Source organism: Paractinoplanes deccanensis (assembly GCF_016862115.1).
Taxonomy (GTDB): domain Bacteria; phylum Actinomycetota; class Actinomycetes; order Mycobacteriales; family Micromonosporaceae; genus Actinoplanes; species Actinoplanes deccanensis.
The window spans coordinates 118,900-137,805 of record NZ_BOMI01000003.1; the positions used below are offsets into that span (position 1 = coordinate 118,900).

The window sequence follows — 18,906 nt, forward strand, 5'->3', positions numbered from 1 at the left end:
CATCGCACCGGGACTGCACCCGTCGCCAACCGCCTTGCAATCGGCACTCTTCGACATTCCGGCCCTCGGCAGCCGAATTTCGCGGCAACTAGCCACGATTCGTCTGACCGAAGGGTTGCCCGTGATCTCCGCTCGCCGCTGCTCCGCCGCCCTGGCCTCCGCGCTTCTGCTGGGCCTGGGCGTCGTGAACTCCGCCGCGCTGGTCCACAACATCGCGGTGGGAGCGCCGGCCCACGCGGTCAAGCAGACGACCGCCCGGGCCACCACGACGTCGTCCACGCCCACCTTGGCCAGCCGCCTGAACGCGGTGAAGAACGCCAAGACGCTGAACTACTACCCCTCGACGGCCGGCTGGTCGAAGATGTGGACCAGCTGGGACGCCGCGACGATCGACGCGGACCTGGCCAGGGCCGCCTCGCTCGGCGCCAACAACATCCGCGTCATCGTCTTCCCGACGACGTTCGGCTGGCCCACCCCGTCGCCCACCTACGTCAACCGGCTCGACCAGTTCGTCGACATGGCCGGCGCCCGCGGGATGTCGGTGAAGCTGACCCTGTTCGACTGGTGGGACGGCTACACCGAGACGGACCGCAGCATCGCCTGGGCGAAGACCCTGCTCGCCCCGTACAAGAACGACAACCGCGTGCTCTCGGTGGAGCTGCAGAACGAGTTCAACCCCGACAACGCCACGGCGGTCGCCTGGGCCAAGAAGATCGTTCCCGCCGTACGCGCCGCGTTCCCGACCATGCCGCTGACCTTCTCGGTCGACGGCGGGCAGGGCGCACAGGGCATGGGCAAGCTCAAGTCCCTGCTCGCCGCGACGCCGCTCGACTACTACGACTTCCACTTCTACGGCAACTCCGAGCGGGCGCTCGCGATGATCAACCAGGCCGAGGCCACGGTGGCCCCGGCGCCCATGGTGATCGGCGAGACCGGCCTGAGCACCCTCTCCTCCACCGAGGGCGAGCAGGCCGCGTTCCTGGGCCGGGTGTTCGAGGCCGCGGAGATCGCCGGCGTGCCGGTGGCGCCGTGGACGCTCAGCGACTTCGCCTCGGGCGCGATCCCCACCTCGCAGGTCGCCAAGCTGCCCGCGCAGTACAACTTCGGCCTCTACCGGCTCAACGGCACCGCGAAGCCGGCGGCCGCCGTGGTCAAGGCCGGCTGGGCGAACACGGCGATGCCGTCGAGCCTGATGGACCCGAGCTTCGAGGCGGCCGCCGGGCAGACGCCGTGGCGCGCCTACCTGCCGGAGCTCGGCCTGGCGACCAAGACGCAGGCGGTACGCCGTACCGGCTCGTGGTCGGTGACCATGTCCAACACCGGCAAGACCTCGGCCGGCTCGCCGTCCTACCGCGTCTCGCCGATCACGCCCGTGAAGGGCGGCCAGAAGTGGCACGCCGAGGTCTGGGCGCGCGGCAACGCCACCACCGGCACCACGCAGATCGCGCTGAGCTGGTTCGACATCAACGACAAGTGGCTGGGCGGCGTCTCGTCCAACTGGCTGCCGAACGGCACCGTGGGCTGGACGAAGCTGGCGGTCGACGGGATCGCCCCGGCCGGCGCCGCCAGCATGCAGGTTCACATCAAGTCGGGCGAGAACAAGGGCACCGTCTGGTTCGACGACGCGGTGATCGTCGCGTCCTGAGCGACCGGCACCACGCCGATCCGTTCGAGGAGGCGGCCGTAGGCGGCCACCGACCGCTCCCACGAGGAGGGGTCGGTGTGCCGCCTTCCCGTCTTCTCCACGGCGGAGACGATCGAGGCGGCGAGGGCGGACGGGGAGGCGGCCGGCGCGAAGACCGTGCCGGTGTACTCCTCCGCCGCCTCGACGAGCCCGCCGACGGCGGTGACCACCACGGGCAGGCCGTGGCTCATCGCGATGTGCAGCGGCCCGCTGGCCGAGCTGCGCCGGTACGGCAGCACGACCACGTCGGCCGCCGCGAAGAACCCGTCCACCTCGGCGTCGGTCACGTACCGGTTGACGAAGGCGATGCGGTCGCGGGCCGGCGACGCGGCGATCAGCTCGGCCGGCAGCGTCCACCCCTCCCAGGTCTCGCCCACCACGGTGAGCTCGTAGTCCTCCGGCAGCGCGGCGAAGGCCTCGATCAGATCCTCCAGCCCCTTGTACGGGCGGATCGTGCCGAAGAAGAGCAGCCGCGTCCCCGGCGACGGCGTGCGCGTGCGCGGGGCCGGCACCGAGTGGTGGTCGAACGGCCCGTGCAGCGCGATCTCGTCCGGCACGCCCGCGAGGTCGTACGTCTGCCGCAGCGCCACCCGGTCGAAGCGCGAGTGGACGACGACGCCGTCGGTCGCGCGCAGCAGCGGCCGGATGAGCGTGCGGCAGTAGAGCGACGCCCACCGGTGCGCGGCCTCGCCGGTGTCCTGCACCTCGTGGAACTCGACCACCACCTTGATCCCGGCGAGCCGGGCGGCGAGGCAGAGGGCCAGGTACGAGTGCAGCACCGTCCCCGTCCACCACTGGAGCACCAGCACGTCGGGCCGGAAGTCGCGCAGGAACCGCACGGCCCGGATCAGGCTCGGCACGGCCCACCAGTCGACGCCGTCGTAGACGCGCACCCGGCCGTCGTAGTCGAGGTCGTTGAGGCGCCGGCCCACCCGCCCGCGCCCGGGGTAGAGCCGGGTCGGCAGCAGCTGCCGCATGAGGATCGCGCCGACCTCGTAGCGGGTGGCGAGGGCGTTGCTGAGCCGGCAGGTGTAGTAGCTGATGCCGGAGAGGAAGCGCCAGCCGGAGCCGACGACGACGATCCTCGTCGGTCCCCTATCCGAAGACGCACTCACGGTAGACCTCCTCGATCTGCGGTACGACGCGCGCGGCGGTGTAGTCGAGGCCGCGCTGGTGACCGGCCACGCGCAACCGGTCGGCGAGGCCGGGCTGGGTGAGCACGCGGACGATGGCGGCGGCGAGCCAGCCGGCGTCGCCGGGCGGGACGTGCAGGCCGGTCTCGCCGTCGCGGATCATGTCGGCGAGACCGCCGGTCCGCGAGGCGATCAGCGGGGCGCCGGCGAGCAGCGCCTCGACCGCGACCTGGCCCATCGCCTCGAGCAGGGAGGGCACGATGCCGGCCGCGGCGCCGTGCCAGGCGGCCATCACCTCGTGGTGGGGCACGTCGTGCCGCACGATCACGCCGTCGGGGATCGGCGGGGTGTCGTGCCGCGGGGTGCCGATGCAGACCAGCGGAGGCCGCTCCGCGCCGAGGCCGGCGAGCCGGGCGTACGCGTCGAAGAGCACGTCGATGCCCTTGTGCGGGCCGAGCGCGCCGACGAAGAGCAGGTAGGGCCGCTCCGGCAGCCAGGCGGGGCGCGGCGTGCGCCGGGCCAGGTCGTCGAGACCGTCCGGGACGAGGCTGCTGATCACCCGGACGGGCAGGTCGCCGGGGACACGGCCGTGCCCGATGGCGCGCGCGACGGCCGGCGAGATCGCGGTGAGCGCGTCGATGCCACGGTGCCGCTGAGAGCGCAGCGCGGTGGTGAGCAGGGCCGCGCGCGGGCGCCCGTACTGGCCGGAGGCGCACGGCAGGCAGCGGCCGAGGCGCGGGCCGCCGCAGGTGCCGCCGTCGCGGGCGAAGGTCTTCTTGACGCAGGTGAGCCCGAAGTCGTGGGCGGTGTGCACGTGCGGCCGGCCGAGGCGGCCCGGGCGCAGCGGCAGGTAGCTGTACATCATCCAGTCGTGGCTGTGGACCACGTCGTAGTCGGTGGACCGCAGCTCCGCCCGGATCGCCGCGATGGTCAGCGGGTCGGCGGTGGTCGGGTGGAACGGCTTCGCCGCGTCCTGGTTCATGCCGGGCAGCACGGTGTTGGCGACGCTGCGCACGCGCTTCACCCGTACCCCGTTGATCTGTTCGTCGTGGGCCGCGCGCGGTGTCGCGAGGGTGAGCACGGTGACCTCGTGCCCGCGCCGCACCAGCTCCTCGCTGCTGGTGGCGATGCTGCGCTCAAGCCCGCCGATGATCGGCGCGTACAGGTTGGACAGGTGCAGGATTCTCAACTTTTCTCCAAAAGGCGTGGACCGCGACCGCGACGGCGCCCGCGCACTGGCCGGTGAGCCAGGCGATGCCGGCGCCCTCGATACCGGTGCCGGGCAGCCAGAGCCAGGTCAGCGCGAGGCAGATGACCGCCATCAGCAGGTTGAGCCGCAGGCAGCGGCGGTATTCGCCGAGCGAGCGCCAGTGCGCCACGGCGAGGTTGGTGATCGCGTCGGGGATCGCGGCGAGCACGAGGATCCGCAGCAGCAGCTCGCCCTCGGCCGCGTAGCCGGGGCTGAACAGCGCGAGGATCGGGCCGCCGCAGGTGAACAGGACCAGCGCGGGCAGGCCGATCACGACGAGCACGACCAGGGCGGCGCGCGGCAGGCTCGCGCCGGCCTTGTTGGTGCGCTCGGCATACATCGCGGAGGCCACCGCCGGCGACACCATGAACAGCACCGAGGCGGTCATCCACGCCACGTAGAAGTGGCCGTTCGCCTCGGCGCCCAGCCGCGCGGTGACCAGCACGGGCAGCAGTGCGCTCGGCCCGGCCTGGGCCAGGTTGATCAGGTGGTGCCCGGTCAGCGCGCCGCGCACGTGCCCCAGCTCGCCGCCGATGCCGGCGACCCGCAGTCTCGCTCCCGGCCGCAGCCGGGTCAGGCTCACCACCAGGGTGTACGCCGTGACGGTCAGCGAGGGCAGCGTCCATGCCAACAGCACGGCTGCCGCACCCCCGACGCCGGCCCAGGTCAGCACGCCGAGGGTGACCACCTTGCCGCCGGCCACCCCGAGGTTGCGCCAGAGCATCCCGTGGCTGGCCCGGTGCGCGACGAAGACATGGTCGAGCAGCGTCGACGCGGTGAGCGCGACCGCCGTGGCGATCAGCGCGAGCGCCCCGCCCTCGCTGCCCAGGAACGCGAAGTTGCCGGCGACGGCGGGCAGCACGGCGACCGCGACGAACGACGCGACAGCGGTCGAGGTGCAGCCGGCCAGCAGGCCGCCGCTGACGATCCGCGACCAGCCGGCCGGGTCGGCGGCCGGCAGCCGCTGGATGAACATGTGGCCGATGCCCAGGTTGGACACCATGCTCACGACGGTGGCGACCGAGATCAGCGCGGTGGCGGCGCCGATCGCCGGCTGCGGCAGCTCGCGCGCGGCGATCATCCAGTAGAGGTAGCCGAGGCCGGCGGTGCCGACCGTGCTGGCCATGATCAGGACGCTGTTGCGGGCCAGTGAGTCCCGCGCGACCGCCTTCAGCACGCCCGGGCACCTCGCCCGCTCGCCCCGCCTCGCCCGGTCTCTGCCCCCCGGCCGTAGAGCACCGTGCTCGTGGCGCCGAGGCTGACCTCGATGCGGTGCAGGCAGCCGTCCGGCGGGGACGGGACGTAGACCTCGACGGCCCGGGTCGTGTCGGCGCTGACCCGCAGCGGGCGCGCCGAGACGAGGCGGTCGCCGACGCGCACGCGCAGCGGCTCGACGGCCTCCGGCTCTCCGGCGCTGCTCACCCGGATCGGCAGCATCAGGCCGCCGGCCGGGATGCGCACGGGGCCGGCTACGTCACCGGCCCACCCGTTCAGCGCGAGGCTCGTGTAGCCCGGTTCCGGCGGGTGCGGCAGGGCGTCGTACACCCGAACCGCCGCGACCCCCACGACCAGGGTGAGCAGACCCGGGACCGCCACCGCGGCGGCGGTGCGGGCGAGGCGCGGGTCGCCCGCCACCCGGCCGGCGCGCTCGCGCAGCAGCACCACGACGGCCACGGCGGCGAGCAGGCCGGCGAGCCCGGCGGCGATCGACTCCTCGTGGATCCGCACGCCGGCGGCGTGCAGGCCGATCGCGGTGAACGGCAGGCTCACCAGGCCGGCCACGGTCGCCAGCCCCAGCCGGGCCAGGGCGGGCATGCTCTCGGCGGCGAGCGCGCGCAGCCACAGCTCGCCCAGGGCGAGCAGCACGACGAGGAGCAGGACGGGCGAGGCGAGCGGGACACCACGGCCGAGGGCGAGCACGAGCAGCGCCGCGTACGCGACCACGAGCAGGCGCGGGGTCGTCATCGCGCCACCCGCTCGAAGTCGAAGCGGTAGATCGCGATGTTGCCGCTGTCGTAGATCTTGATGGTCCACGGCGTGCTGTCGAACTTGGTCAGCTGGCCCAGCGTGAACGCGGGCCGGCCGTCGTGCGGGATCGGCTCGTTGGTCTCGAAGTAGATCTGGATCTCCGGCACCTCCCGGGCCATCCGCTTGTCGACGACGAGGTAGCCGAAGCGCCACGCGTCGAGCTGCTCGATCAGCCGCCGCGGCGCGGGCTGGCCGGGCTGCGTCAGATAGAGGTCGTACGTGGGAAAGGTGACCGACCCGGTGACCGGGTTCTGCCCGCCGTACGAGCCGAAGATCAGCCCCGAGTACCGGTCGGCGACGATCCGCAGCTCGCGCCCCTGGGTCGCGCGCAGCCACGCCGACGCGGCCCGCACCTCGGGAATGGACGAGCGGGTGTCCGAGCCGAAGACCGGCGGGCCGGGGAAGCGGTACGACGGGTTCATGCCGGCGGTCGTGTTGCCGACCAGCACCACCGTGCAGGCGCCGAGCAGCAGGCCCGCGGTCACCGCCCGGCCGGCCCGGCGCGCGGCCCGGTCGAGCAGCGCCACCACGAGCGGGGCGACGACCAGCGCGATCCCGAGATAGCTGAACGCCCACGACCGCCGCGCGCCCTCGGCGCCGGACGGAGTGAGGATCAGCAGCGCCGCCGGGAAGTAGCAGGAGCCGAGCACCAGCATCGCCAGCGCGCCGCTGCGGGCCACCGGCTCGGCGCCGTGCCCGCGCCGCAGCCGCAGCGCCGCGGCCACCATCGCGATCGCCGCGAGGCCCTGCGCGGCGAACGCCGCGGCCCGCTCCCACCAGGGCGTGCTCGAGGCGCGGAACAGCGTGCGGCCGCCCCCGCCGCCGTCGCCGGCCATCCCGGCGAACTGGTCGAGCGCCCGGGCCAGGTAGGGGTCGAGGTAGCCCGCCGTCCGCGGCGCGACCAGCGCCAGCCAGGCCACCACCAGCGCGGCGGCCGCGAGGGTCAGCGCCCACGCGGTCAGCGGCACCGCGACCGGCGTGCCCCGCCGCACGGCCCGGACGGTGACCACCAGGCAGATGATGATCATGACGGCGATCAGGGCGAGCGCGGTCAGGTGGTGCGTCGCGATCGTTGCGCCGGAGAGCATCACGGTCACCGCGGCCCAGCCGGCACGCGACCGGCGGGCCGGGCCGCGCATCGCCCGGTGCAGCGCCACCAGCGTCCAGACGAGCAGCGCGATCGCCAGCGACTCGTAGCCGAACTGGGTGTCGAAGAAGAGGAACGAGCTGTTCAGGCTGTAGATGACCGCGGCGACCGCGGCGACCCGGCCGTCCTGCCAGATCTCGTCGGCCAGCACTGTCACGCCGAGCACCACGAGCACGTGCGCGGCGGCCAGCACGAGCAGCGCGGCGTGCCAGACCGAGACGCCGGTGAGCGCGCTGACCGAGGCCACCGTGGAGTGCAGGCCGGGGAAGTCGCCGACCACCTTGACGATCGGGTTCTGCTCGAACAGCCGGCCGTCGAGCAGGATCTGTTTGCTCTGCCGCCAGTGGGCGAACTCGTCGTGGTAGAGCGGGCCGAACGGGTTGCGCAGCAGCTTCGGCAGGAAGGTGAAGCCGGCGTACCCGGCGAGCACGGCGACGCGCAGCCGCGGGCCGGTCGAGCGGTGCACCGCCCAGCAGACGGCGGGCAGCGTGAACACGAGCATGCCGAGCCAGAACAGACCGAACTGGGTGCCCCGGTCCCACTCTGCGGCCCGGTTCGCGGCCACCAGCAGCGCCGCCCCGGCCGTGCCCGCGGCGGTCAGCGAGGCGGCACACCACCACCACGGCCGCGCCGTCCGCGCCTCGGGCGCGGCCGGCGCGCTCTGATCGGGGCGGGCGAGCAGGGTCACCGTCATCGGCCGGCCTGTTGGATGACGCGCACCCGCGGGGCGACGCTCGCGTAGACCTCCCGGGTCGCCACCACGACGTCGTGCCAGGTCGGCAGCGGGCTGCGGCCGTGCGCGGCCCGCTCCGCGCCCGCGGCCACCCGCAGGGCGCCGGCCAGCGCGGCCTCGTCGTCGGGGTTGACCAGCCACAACGGCACGCCCGGCCCGGCCATCGCGGCGAGCTCGCGGTGCGCCGGGATGAAGGACGCCACCGTCGGGATGCCGGCGGTCAGCGCGTCGGCCACGGCCATCCCGAACGCCTCGTGCTCCGAGGCGGAGACCAGCGCGGCGGCGGCCGCCATCCGGCCGGCGAACGCCTCGTCGGAGAGGCGGCCGTGGAACGCCACCCGGTCCGGGCCGAGGCCGAGGCGGCGGGCCAGCTGCTCGAGCTCCTCCCGGGCCGCTCCGGCGCCGACCACGTCGAGCCGGTGGTCGCCGGGCAGGTGCACCATCGCCCGGATCACCCGGTCGACCCGCTTGTAGCGCTCGAGCCGCCCGACGCAGAGGACGGACGTGCCCTCCTCCGGCTCGCACCGCAGGGCCGGCAGCGGATCGGTGCCGTTCGGCACCACCACCATCCGGTCGCGCGCCTCGGGGAAGTGGCGGAGCAGCAGCTCGCGCTCGGCCCGGGTGACGCAGATGATCCGGCCCGAGCGGGCCACGATCCGGCGGCCCACCGGGCGGTAGAGCGGGTGCAGGGCGGCGCGCAGGCGGCTGTGCCCGGTGCCGTGGTAGTGCGGCGTGAACACCAGCGGCGTGCTGTTGGTGAGCGCGGCGGGCAGCGCGGCGAGCGCGTGGTAGCTGTGCGCGTGCAGCACGTCGTACCGCCCGGCGTTGCGGCGCAACCACCGCCAGAGCGCGAGCGAGAAGCGGTAGTTGGCCGCCGAAACCGTGAGCGGGAAACGCCGCACGAGCACGCCGTCGATCGACTCCTCCGAGCCCACGGCGTGCTGGGTGAGCACCTCCACCTGGTCGCCGTCGGCAACGAGCGCCGCGCAGAGCCGGCGCGCGTGCGTCTCCACCCCGCCGATGTCGGGGTGGTAGGCGTTCGTGACGACGCCGATCCTCACCGCACGCGCTCCGCCGCGCGCCGGGCGCCGGCCTGGCGGCGGCGCGGCCACTCGCGGGCGATCGTGCGCAGCACCCGGATGCCGTCGGTGAACGCGTTGAGGTTGCTCTCGCCGTGGATGCGCTGCTGCTCGAAGCTGGGCACCTCGACGATGCGCAGGCGGGCCCGGGCGGCGCGCAGGTTGAGCAGGGTCTCGATCTCGAAACCGTCGCCCCAGAGGCGGCCGTCGCGGCTCTTGGCCGGCGCGGGGCTCGTGCTGTCCAGGTCGAAGACGTCGAGGCAGCGCGACCAGAAGGCGTTGTAGCCGTAGCAGAGGTCGCTGTAGCGCGTCCGGAAGAGGACGTTGACCATGAGGCTGAGGCAGTGGTTGCCCATCCGCCGCAGCCGGGTGATGTCGGCGCTGCCGCCGCTGCCGCTGAAGCGCGAGCCCTTGGCGAAGTCGGCGCCCGAGCGCAGGGCCGCGACGAAGCTGGGGATCTCCTTGGGGTCGGTCGACCCGTCCGCGTCGATCATGACGATGATGTCGCCGGTCGCGGCGGCGAAGCCGCAGGCCAGCGCGTTGCCCTTGCCCCTGCGGTTCTGGGTGACGACGCGAATGCCGGGCATGAGCCGGCGGGCGGTCTCGACGGTGTCGTCGGTGGAGCCGCCGTCGACCAGGATCACCTCGTCGACCTCGGGCAGGCGGGCCATCACGTGCGGCAGGTTCTTCGCCTCGTTGAGGGCGGGGATGATGACGCTGACCAGGGGCTCGCTCGCGGGCACCACCACCGGCGGCGGTAGCTCGGTTCCCGTCCCGGCCTCGGGGCGGACGTAGGGGACCGTAGACATGACTGTTCTCCCAAGGCTCGGTTTTTCAATCCGGTTAAGGGCGGTGGTGGGGTGGTCGGACCGGGAGGGTGGCTTTCGCCGGGGACGCCGGCGCCGCCATCACGCCCGGCGGCACCGGCGGTTTTTCGTTCGGTCAGGCCCCTGCGCCGTCGAGCGACCAGGAGTAGACGTCCTGCTTCGACAGGGCGGTGCCGGTGCCGGCCGTGAAGCCGGCCCACGCCTCGGAGTCCTCGACCTCGTCGGCCAGGTTCACCTCGTGCTCCAGGGCCAGCTGCTCCTCGGAGCCCGCGCTCAGCGACTTGACGTAGACGCGGAGCATCGACTCCTCGGCGTCGTACTCGACCCGGGCCGAGAACGGCTTGCCGTACAGCGGGATCCCGGCCTCGGCCGTGCCGGCCTGGAAGTCGGGGTTGCCGCCCAGCACGACGGCGAGGTGGTTGCTGCTCGGGTCGCTCGTGTTCTGCCAGGTGTCGAACTCGACCGCGACGCTGGGCTTGATGCCGCGGTAGCCGAGGCCGCCGCCCCATCCGCCGAGCGCGCGCGGGCTCTTGGACTGCACGACGAAGGCGATGCCGTCCGCGCCGGGCCGGCCGTGGTGCAGGTAGACCTTGAAGGTCGACTCGAACGACTGCGTGACGTCGATCTTCTGGGTCGACCAGGCCGAGCCCATCTGCTTGTATCCGCCGGCGGTGAGCCGGAGGACACGCTGGTCGACCTTGCTGCCCGACGACCAGATCAGGTCGGCGCTGCCGTTGCGGTCGAGGGTCGCCGACGCGCCCTTGAAGGTCTCGTAGTCGATGAGCGGGTCGTCGGACGCCGCCATCGCGCCGCTCGGGGACAGGGCTGCCGCTATCGACAGGGCGAAGGCGGCGACCAGACCTCCCCGGACAGCTCTCGTGGAACGTGAAGAAGACACGGTTCTGCGCTCCAATTCGGATGATTTGCCCCAAGTAGGACGTGGCCTAAAGTAGGGCAGCGCACTGAATCGCGTGAGCGAGTCTCGACTATTTGTCCCTAATGGGAGGCTCTCGGCCGGTTAGTCCGCGCCGACGTCGAGCCGTATGGTGCTGCCCTTACGATCAGCGCGTGGCCCGCTTCGCGTTCCTGGACGCACCCACCCCGCTCGCCTTCGCCCATCGGGGCGGCGCCGCCGAGGGCGACGAGAACACGACGGCCGCCTTCGGCCGCGCGGTCGCCCTCGGCTACCGCTACATCGAGACCGACGTGCACGCCACCACCGACGGCATCCCCGTCGTCTTCCACGACGCCTCACTCCTGCGCCTCACCGGCGCCGCGGGCAAAATCGGGGCGCTGAGCTGGGCAGACCTCCGGACGGTGCGCATCGGCGGCGCCTGCGCGATCCCCCGGCTCGACGAAACCCTCGCCGCCTGGCCCACCGTCCGCTTCAACATCGACGTGAAGGCCGACGCCGGCGCCACCCCCACGGTCGAGGCGGTACGCCGGGCCGGCGCCACCGGCCGCGTCCTGCTCGCCTCGTTCAGCGACCGCCGACTCGCCCGCCTGCGCGCCCTCGCGGGCCCCGAGGTGGCCACGTCCCTCGGCTCCGCCGCGGCGACCCGCCTGCGCCTGGCGTCCCTGGCCGGCCTGCGCGTGCGGCTCCCGGCCTCGGTCGCGGCCGCCCAGGTCCCCGCCCGCCAGGGCCCGGTGACCGTGGTGGACCGGCGCTTCCTCGCCCTGGCCCACCGCCTGGGCATCCAGGTCCACGTCTGGACCGTCGACGACCCCGCCGAGATCACCCGCCTCCTCGACCTGGGCGTCGACGGCATCATGACCGACCGCCTGGAGGTCCTCCGCGACGTCTACCGAGCCCGCGGCGCCTGGCCCGACCCCGCATAGCCCTCAGACACACCGCCGCCCGCGCGCCCGCCTCCCCTCGCGCGCCCACGCACTCGCCCCCTACCTCGCGGCGCCCATGCGCCCGCCCCAGCTCGCCGCCCCACCTCGCCACGCCACCTCGCCACGCCACCTCGCCACCCCACCTCGCCACCCCACCTCGCCGCCCCACCTCGCCACGCCACCTCGCCACCCCACCTCGCGGCCGCCGCCCGCCTCCCGCCGTCCACGCGCCGATCCCCCACCTCGCGCCGGCCGCCCCACCTCCCACGCCCCACCCTCGCGCCCGGCCCCTTTTCGCGCGCGCCCTCTTGACTTTGGTCGTGCGCGACTCCCCCAACTCGGCCGGTTGGCCGATGTCGATCATTTGAATGTCACCGAGAATGGTGAGCGTGTCGCTCCCCGAGTAATTTTCCGAGGCAGTTTTAAGGTTCGGGGCCTACCGTGGACGACGCGACCGCCCCACCAGCGGGCTGGGAAAATTTTCGCTGGTCAGTGAAGTTTTTCGTGATCTTGTTGAACCCGGGACATCCTCCGTTCGGAGGATGCCGGGGGTTCGGGAGCGGCCACATATTTCTTCTTTAAGTTTGGGATAAGAATTCATCAAGTTCGCTGGTGGAATTGCGTTTTCGCGGGTGCGCTCTTACCGTTCGGAGGCCGGTTGGAATGGTGACCGGGTGGTTTCTTCGAAGATGAGGTATCGCGCATGCGTAGGTCTGCTTACCGCCGTGCGGCCGCCACGCCGTCGGGACGCAACCGGCGGCTGTTCGCGGTCGGCGCCGTCATCACCGCGGCCGGCGCGGCGATCGCGTTCGCCCAGATCGGCAACGCCGCCACCAACGACCGGCCGGAGGGCAGCGGCGCCGGCAAGGTGGTCAACGGCCAGGTGATCCTCACCGACACGTGCGTGGACAGCAACCTGGCTCCGCACGACGGCTTCCAGAACGGCAACCGCTGCGTCTCCACCGAGTTCGGTGAGGTCGGCGAGGCGGCGAACAACCCCTCGCTGCTGATCACCGACGCGCCGCAGCAGGTCGCCCCCAACACTCCGTTCACCCTCACCGTGAGCACCCGCAACCTGATCCGCGACCGCTTCCTCGCGGCCGGCAAGGGCGGCTACTACGTGGAGAGCTCGGTCCTCAAGGACGGCCTGGTGCGCGGCCACTTCCACACCGCGTGCCGCATGCTCACCAGCACCGACGAGGCGCCCGCCCCCGAACCGGTCCCCGACTTCTTCGTGGCGACCGAGGACAGCAAGGGCGGCGCCACCCCCGACGAGGTGACCATCACGGTCCCGGGCGTCCCGCGTGAGGGCACCGCCCAGTGCGCCTCGTGGGCCGGTGACGGCTCCCACCGCGTGCCGATGATGGTCCGCGCCAACCAGACGCCCGCCATCGACGCCATCCGCATCACCGTCACCACCGGCGGCAACAACGGAGGCGACAACGGCGGCGGCGACAACGGCGGCGACGGCGGGAACAACGGCGGCGGCGACAACGGCGGGAACGACGGTGGCAACGGCGGGAACACCGGTGGCGACAATGGCGGCAACACCGGCGGCGGCGACAACGGTGGCAACACCGGCGGCGGCGACAACGGCGGCGACAACGGCGGCGACGATGGGGACAACGGCGGGAACACCGGCGGCGACGGCACCGACGGCGGCGGCGTGACCCCGACCAAGCCGCCCACGAAGGCCCCCACCCAGGCCCCGACCACCCCGGCCGACACCAAGGACGACTTCACCCCCGACCCGACCGCGCCCGCCACCAAGCCGACCACCAAGGCGCCGACGAAGCCCGCAGCCACCACCAAGCCGGCCACCAGCGGCAACGACGGCAACAGCGACGACGGCACCGGCGACAGCGGCACCGGCGACAACGCCGGCGACCAGAGCGGCACCGGCAACAGCGGCGAGACCGACGCCGGCACCGGCACCGAGAGCGGCGCCACCGAACCCACCACCAAGGCCCCCAAGCCCCGCGCCACCAGCAGCTCGGCGGCCCCCGCCGCGGGCGGCACCGACTACACCTACTCGAACGGCGAGGACGGCCAGTTCAACTCCGGCAACAAGGCACCGGTCGCCGACCAGGTGGCCGAGGTGCAGGCACAGAGCGGCAACAAGCAGGAGGGCGGCCTCCTCGCCCTGACCGGCAGCAACACCTTCGCCGCCGTCGCCGGCGCGGCGGTCCTGCTCCTGGTCGGGATGGCCATCATGGCCTTCACCCGGCGCCGCCGCCCGGGCAGCACCTGGGAGTAGGCATACAGCAAGCGCGAGGGGCGGCCCGTCCGGGCCGCCCCTTTTCGCGCATGGTCAAGATGCGGAGTTCGACGGTTCCCCGCCCAGCGGCTGAGGGTAGCCTTACCAACCTGACGCCGAAGGAAGAGGTTCAGCATGGCGAACAGGCCGGCGCGCGCGGCGACCGAGGCGGTCGTCACCCGGGTGGAGCAGCTCACCCCGCACATGGTCCGCGTGGTCGTCGGTGGCGACGCCCTCCGGGCCATCGAGGCGGGCTCGTGCACCGATCACTACGTGAAGGTGTTGTTCCCCCAGGACGGCGTCACCTATCCCGAGCCGTTCAACATGGCCACGATCCGCGAGAGCCTGCCGCGCGAGCAGTGGCCGGTCGTGCGCACGTACACGATCCGCAAATGGCTCCCCCAGGTGCCCGAGATGTGGGTCGACTTCGTGGTGCACGGCGACGAGGGCGTGGCCGGCCCCTGGGCGGCGCGCGCCAAGCCGGGCGACGCCTTCCGGTTCATGGGGCCCGGCGGCGGCTACGCGCCGAGCGCCGAAGCCGGCTGGCACCTGCTCGCCGGCGACGAGAGCGCCCTGCCGGCCATCGCCGCCGCGCTCGACGGCATGCCCGCCGACGCCGACGTGCGGGCGTACATCGAGGTCGAGGGCCCCGACGAGGAGCACAAGCTGGAGGCGCCGGCCGGCGCCGAGATCACCTGGCTGCACCGCGGCGACCGCGCTCCCGGCGAGCTCCTGGTCGACGCCGTGCGCGGCCTCGACTTCCCCGAGGGCGACGTGCAGGCGTTCGTCCACGGCGAGGCCGGCTTCGTCAAGGAGCTGCGCCGCTACCTCAAGGTCGAGCGCGGCATCCCGATGGACCAGCTGTCGATCTCCGGCTACTGGCGGCGCGGCCTGAACGAGGACGGCTGGCAGTCCTCCAAGCGCGAATGGAACCAGCAGGTGGAACAGGAGCAGGACCGGGCGTGATCCCGCCGGCCCGGCGGTCGATGATGAGTAAGTGGTGACCGCCGAGGAAGACCTGACAACAAACCCCGTCAAGGGCCGGCTGGCCGCGCTGGCCGCCCTGCTGCTCGCCGCGGTCAACCTGCGGCTCGCCGTCACCAGCGTCGGGCCGGTGCTCAGCGAGATCCGCGACGGGCTCGGCATGAGCTCGACGGTGGCCGGGCTGCTCACCTCCGTACCGGCGGTGTGTTTCGCCTCGGTGGGTTTCCTCGCGCCCAGGCTGGCCCGCCGCTTCGGCCCGGCCCGCGTCATCCTCGCCGGCATGGTGGTGCTGGCGGCCGGGCTCGCCGTCCGCCCGTACGCCCCCGGAACCGCCCTGTTCCTGCTGCTGAGCCTGGTCGCGCTGGCCGGCATCGCGGTGGTGAACGTGCTGCTGCCGTCGGTGGTCAAGGAGTACTTCCCCGACCGGGTCGGCACGATGACCGGCCTCTACACGGTCTCGCTCAACATCGGCGCGACAGTGGCGGCCGCGACCACCGTGCCGCTCACCGTGAACGTCTTCGGCGACGACTGGCGCCTCGGCCTGGCCTGCTGGGCGGCGGTCGCCGTGCTCGCCGTGCCGGCGTGGCTCCCGCTCGCCCGGCAGCCCTTCACCCGCGGTCCCGAGATCCACACCGCCGAGGCGGTGCGCGTGAGCCGGCACCCGGTCGCCTGGGCGCTCGCCGTCTACTTCGGCATGCAGTCCACCTCGGCGTACGTCATCATCGGCTGGCTGCCGCAGATCTACCGGGACGCCGGCATCCCCGCCGAGGAGGCCGGCGTCTACTTCGCGGTGACGTCGTTCCTCGGCGTACCCCTGGGCTTCCTGCTCTCGGCGGTGGCCGGCCGGGTCCGCAGCCAGAGCTGGATCGCCGTGGTGCTGGGCCTGTTCGGCATAGCCGGCTACGGCGGCCTGTGGTGGTCCCCCGCCACCATGCCGCTGCTCTGGGCCATCCTGCTGGGCGTGGTAAACACCGCGTTCCCGCTGGTCCTGACCATGATCGCCCTACGCGGCCGCACGCCCGCCACGGTCGTCCGGCTGTCCGCCTTCGCCCAGAGCGTCGGTTATCTGTTCGCCATCCCCGGCCCGATCCTGGTCGGCGTCCTCCACGACCACACGGACGGCTGGCGCGTGCCCCTGACCTTCGTCCTGCTGCTGATGATCCCCCAGATCATCGGCGGCTTCTTCGCCGGTCGAGACCGCCAGGTCTGAACTCGCCAGATCTGAACTCGCCAGCCAGACCCCGCCCTCCCAAGGGGGCCCCCGTCCAACGGGCTCATCCTGCCGGAATCAGGCCGATCTTGCGACGAGCCCTGTGGAAAACGTCGACTGTGGATAACGCTCGGATTCGCCTACCGTGATGTCATGACCGGTGACGTCTGGGCGGTCGGCGACGCCTACGAGGTGTATGTCGGCAGGTGGAGCCGCCGGGTCGCGCCGCTGTTCGTCGGGTGGCTCGGTGTGGGGGCCGGGCGGCGCTGGCTCGACGCCGGGTGCGGGACCGGGGCCCTGACCTCGGCGATTCTCGCGGCAGGGCCGGCCGATGTCGTCGGCGTCGACCCGTCGCGCGGGTTTCTCCGGTCCGCCCTCGACACCGCCCGCGTTGCCGGTGACGCGGCCGCCCTCCCCTTGCGGGACGGTGTCTTCGACGCGGTGGTCAGTGGGCTCGCGCTCAACTTCGTGCCCGATCCGGCCCGGGCGGTCGCCGAGTTCGCGCGGGTGGCCGCGCCGGGGGCGGTCGTGGCCGCGTACGTCTGGGACTATGCCGGTGGGATGCAGATGATGCGGCATTTCTGGGACGTCGCCGCCGACCCCGAGCACGACGAAAGCCGGCGTTTCCCGATCTGCCAGGAAGGACCGCTGCGCGAGGCTTGGGCCGCCGCCGGCCTGACCGAGGTCGCGACCCGGTCCATCGAGATCCCCACCGTCTTCGCGAGCTTCGACGACTACTGGACGCCGTTCCTCGGCGGCCAGGGTGCCGCGCCCGCCTATCTCGCCACGCTGAGCGACGATCGGCGGCGCCGGATCCGCGAGGATCTGCGCGCCCGGTTGCCCGCCGGCGAGGGCGGCGAGATCGCGCTGACGGCGCGCGCCTGGGCGGTCCGCGGGCACAAAACCGCAGGCTGAGTCCTCTCTTTCATTCACGGTCTCATTCACGACCGTTCATGCGGTTTTCAGGTCATGCCCATGTATCAATGGGGTCGACGACCGAAACCGAGGGGTTCTCGTGGTTGCCCAAGAACTCAGCCCGGGCCGCCGGATGGCGGCGATCGGCATCCTCCAGCGTGACGATCCCGCCCTGCGCACCCCGGCCCGCCCGTTCGATCTGCCCGTCGACGCCGCCGAGGCGCGGCGCGTCATCGCCCGGGTCCGCTCCGCCATGGACCGGGTGGCGCGGGCGCACGTCTTCGCCAAGGGCATGGGCCTCGCCGCGCCGCAGATCGGCATCCACCGGGCGGCCGCGGTGATCCGCCCCGCCGATCCCGGCAGCAGCGAGATCGTACTGCTCAATCCGCGCATCGTGGACGAGTCGGGCCGCGATGTGCAGTACGAGGGCTGCATGAGCTTCTTCGACGTGCGCGGCCGCGTCGACCGGCCGGCGAGCGTCGTCGTGGAGCATCGGCGGCTCGACGGCGGCCTGGCCGTGACGCGCTTCGCCGGCGGGATGGCGCGGCACGTCTGCCACGAGATCGACCACCTCGAGGGCCGCTTCTACACCGACCGCATGCCGGCCGGCGACGACGTCATCCCGCTGTCCCAGTACCGCGGCACAGGCCATCCGTGGAGCTGACAGAGCCGGCAGAGCGGCACGGCGCCCGGCTCAAGGCCGCCCGTGGAGCTGACAGCGGCGTGGGCGCCCGGCTCAGGCCGCCCGTGGAGCCGGCAGCGGCGTGGGCAGGGCGAACCTCCAGCGCAGTCGCACCTGGCTGGTCAGCAGCAACTCGCGCATCCGCACGGTGTGCAGCACCGTGTCGCCGTCCCCCTCCGCGACGGTGGGCGAGAACGACTTGATCCCCGCGTACGACAGGATCTCGGCACCGACCTCGGCCCCGAGCGACGCCGGCAGGCTCAGCGACATCGTCAGCGCCCGTGTCGGGAACCGGATCTCGCGCTGGAACCACTGGCCGTACTGGCTCGCCGGCACGCGGTAGGAATACGCCACCCGCGTCTGGTCGCCGGGGTAGAGCGGGAAGCGCGCCCGCGCGTTGCCGAAGACCAGGGCCAGCTTCAGGTATGCGTCGCTGGTGCGCGACACCCGTACGTCCATCGGCTCCTCGCCGGCCGCGGCCGCGAAGTCCAGATCGGCCAGGCGCAGCGGGCTCTCCTGATAGAGCCGCCGTGACACGCCCGGCTGGTCGGGGAAGCGGTCGACGTCGATGCGCACGGGGCAGGTCGTGACCGGGCGGTCGCCGACGTTGCGGACCAGCCGCTCGACCCGGCAGGCGTACCAGCCGTCGGTGTAGGTCAGCGTCGCCAGCTCGTCCTCGATCACGATGGTGGCGGGCAGCATCTGGCTGGGCTCGTAGCCGGGGTGCCCCAGGGGATCCTGTCCCCCGGCGGCCTGCCGGCAGCCCGTGTACGCCTCGATGATCTCGGACCCGGTCGCCAGGACCGCCTCGGCGCGGCAGGCGAACTCGAAGGTCGGGTGGTGGCGCAGGCTCTCCACGTGGCTGATGTACGACGGGTGGTAGCCCATCGACGCGGCGAGCTGCTTCTTGGAGAGGCCCCTGCGCGTGCGCCAGGCGGTCAGCACCTGGGCGAACGCGGATCGGGCCGCGAACTCGAGCTGTGAGGTCATCACACACTCCTGAGGGGTCGCTGTCCGGACATGATGCCCCACCGCGAAGGTCACTGCCAGCGCTCAGCGCGTCACGGAGCGAAATTGTTGAATGACCGGCGCAAGGGTTTTCCCTGATTCGGTGACGACCATCGATGCCTAGCGTGCTT

16 protein-coding genes are annotated in these 18,906 nt (G+C 72.6%); 7 read left to right on the forward strand and 9 right to left on the reverse strand.

Annotated elements, in window-relative coordinates:
* Positions 1 to 121: 121 nt before the first annotated feature.
* Entirely contained in the window at positions 122 to 1,645 is a 1,524-nt protein-coding gene (locus tag Ade02nite_RS01595; protein ID WP_203759653.1) for a cellulase family glycosylhydrolase, read from the forward strand.
* Here Ade02nite_RS01595 and Ade02nite_RS01600 read toward each other — a convergent pair.
* The 8 genes from Ade02nite_RS01600 to Ade02nite_RS01635 all read right to left on the reverse strand — a co-directional run bounded on the left by Ade02nite_RS01600 (position 1,579) and on the right by Ade02nite_RS01635 (position 10,778).
* The gene (locus tag Ade02nite_RS01600) at positions 1,579 to 2,799 is read right to left on the reverse strand and encodes a glycosyltransferase (RefSeq protein ID WP_203759654.1); all 1,221 of its coding nucleotides are present in this window, start codon (positions 2,797 to 2,799) and stop codon (positions 1,579 to 1,581) included. The two genes, Ade02nite_RS01595 and Ade02nite_RS01600, sit on opposite strands and share 67 nt — an antisense overlap.
* Positions 2,780 to 4,006 (reverse strand): glycosyltransferase family 4 protein, encoded by a 1,227-nt coding sequence (locus tag Ade02nite_RS01605; RefSeq protein WP_203759655.1) that lies wholly within the window; start codon positions 4,004 to 4,006, stop codon positions 2,780 to 2,782. The genes Ade02nite_RS01600 and Ade02nite_RS01605 overlap by 20 nt, the downstream gene beginning before the upstream one ends.
* Positions 3,954 to 5,243 carry a lipopolysaccharide biosynthesis protein gene (locus tag Ade02nite_RS01610; RefSeq protein WP_203759656.1) on the reverse strand — a complete coding sequence of 430 codons (1,290 nt, stop codon included), beginning with the start codon at positions 5,241 to 5,243 and terminating at the stop codon, positions 3,954 to 3,956. Before Ade02nite_RS01610 ends, Ade02nite_RS01605 begins: the two co-directional genes overlap by 53 nt.
* Complete coding sequence (locus Ade02nite_RS01615) at positions 5,237 to 6,031, reverse strand: hypothetical protein (protein WP_203759657.1); 795 nt, start codon at positions 6,029 to 6,031, stop codon at positions 5,237 to 5,239. Before Ade02nite_RS01615 ends, Ade02nite_RS01610 begins: the two co-directional genes overlap by 7 nt.
* Complete coding sequence (locus Ade02nite_RS01620) at positions 6,028 to 7,935, reverse strand: hypothetical protein (RefSeq protein WP_203759658.1); 1,908 nt, start codon at positions 7,933 to 7,935, stop codon at positions 6,028 to 6,030. The genes Ade02nite_RS01615 and Ade02nite_RS01620 overlap by 4 nt, the downstream gene beginning before the upstream one ends.
* Positions 7,932 to 9,035 (reverse strand): glycosyltransferase family 4 protein, encoded by a 1,104-nt coding sequence (locus Ade02nite_RS01625; protein WP_239168438.1) that lies wholly within the window; start codon positions 9,033 to 9,035, stop codon positions 7,932 to 7,934. The genes Ade02nite_RS01620 and Ade02nite_RS01625 overlap by 4 nt, the downstream gene beginning before the upstream one ends.
* Positions 9,032 to 9,862, reverse strand: a complete 831-nt coding sequence (locus tag Ade02nite_RS01630) for a glycosyltransferase family 2 protein (protein ID WP_203759660.1) — start codon at positions 9,860 to 9,862, stop codon at positions 9,032 to 9,034. The genes Ade02nite_RS01625 and Ade02nite_RS01630 overlap by 4 nt, the downstream gene beginning before the upstream one ends.
* A 133-nt stretch (positions 9,863 to 9,995) precedes the next feature.
* Positions 9,996 to 10,778, reverse strand: a complete 783-nt coding sequence (locus Ade02nite_RS01635) for an L-type lectin-domain containing protein (RefSeq protein WP_203759661.1) — start codon at positions 10,776 to 10,778, stop codon at positions 9,996 to 9,998.
* A 170-nt stretch (positions 10,779 to 10,948) separates the two neighbouring features.
* On the opposite strand from Ade02nite_RS01635, the gene Ade02nite_RS01640 reads away from it, so the two are divergent.
* The 6 genes from Ade02nite_RS01640 (at position 10,949) to Ade02nite_RS01665 (ending at position 17,749) form a co-directional block, all read left to right on the forward strand.
* The gene (locus tag Ade02nite_RS01640) at positions 10,949 to 11,719 is read left to right on the forward strand and encodes a glycerophosphodiester phosphodiesterase family protein (RefSeq protein WP_239168439.1); all 771 of its coding nucleotides are present in this window, start codon (positions 10,949 to 10,951) and stop codon (positions 11,717 to 11,719) included.
* 703 nt (positions 11,720 to 12,422) lie between these two features.
* Complete coding sequence (locus Ade02nite_RS50895; RefSeq protein ID WP_203759663.1) at positions 12,423 to 13,976, forward strand: hypothetical protein; 1,554 nt, start codon at positions 12,423 to 12,425, stop codon at positions 13,974 to 13,976.
* A 135-nt stretch (positions 13,977 to 14,111) separates the two neighbouring features.
* A complete protein-coding gene (locus Ade02nite_RS01650; protein WP_203759664.1) occupies positions 14,112 to 14,942 on the forward strand; it encodes a siderophore-interacting protein in 831 nt (276 codons plus the stop codon).
* 31 nt (positions 14,943 to 14,973) lie between these two features.
* On the forward strand, positions 14,974 to 16,170 hold the full coding sequence (locus Ade02nite_RS01655) for a CynX/NimT family MFS transporter (RefSeq protein ID WP_203759665.1): 1,197 nt from the start codon (positions 14,974 to 14,976) through the stop codon (positions 16,168 to 16,170).
* A 153-nt stretch (positions 16,171 to 16,323) separates the two neighbouring features.
* Positions 16,324 to 17,085 (forward strand): class I SAM-dependent methyltransferase, encoded by a 762-nt coding sequence (locus tag Ade02nite_RS01660; RefSeq protein WP_203759666.1) that lies wholly within the window; start codon positions 16,324 to 16,326, stop codon positions 17,083 to 17,085.
* 100 nt (positions 17,086 to 17,185) lie between these two features.
* The gene (locus Ade02nite_RS01665) at positions 17,186 to 17,749 is read left to right on the forward strand and encodes a peptide deformylase (RefSeq protein ID WP_203759667.1); all 564 of its coding nucleotides are present in this window, start codon (positions 17,186 to 17,188) and stop codon (positions 17,747 to 17,749) included.
* A gap of 72 nt (positions 17,750 to 17,821) precedes the next feature.
* Here the strand turns inward: Ade02nite_RS01665 and Ade02nite_RS01670 are convergent, their stop codons facing one another.
* Positions 17,822 to 18,757, reverse strand: coding sequence for a helix-turn-helix domain-containing protein (locus Ade02nite_RS01670; protein WP_203759668.1), 936 nt, complete (start codon positions 18,755 to 18,757; stop codon positions 17,822 to 17,824).
* Positions 18,758 to 18,906: the final 149 nt, after the last annotated feature.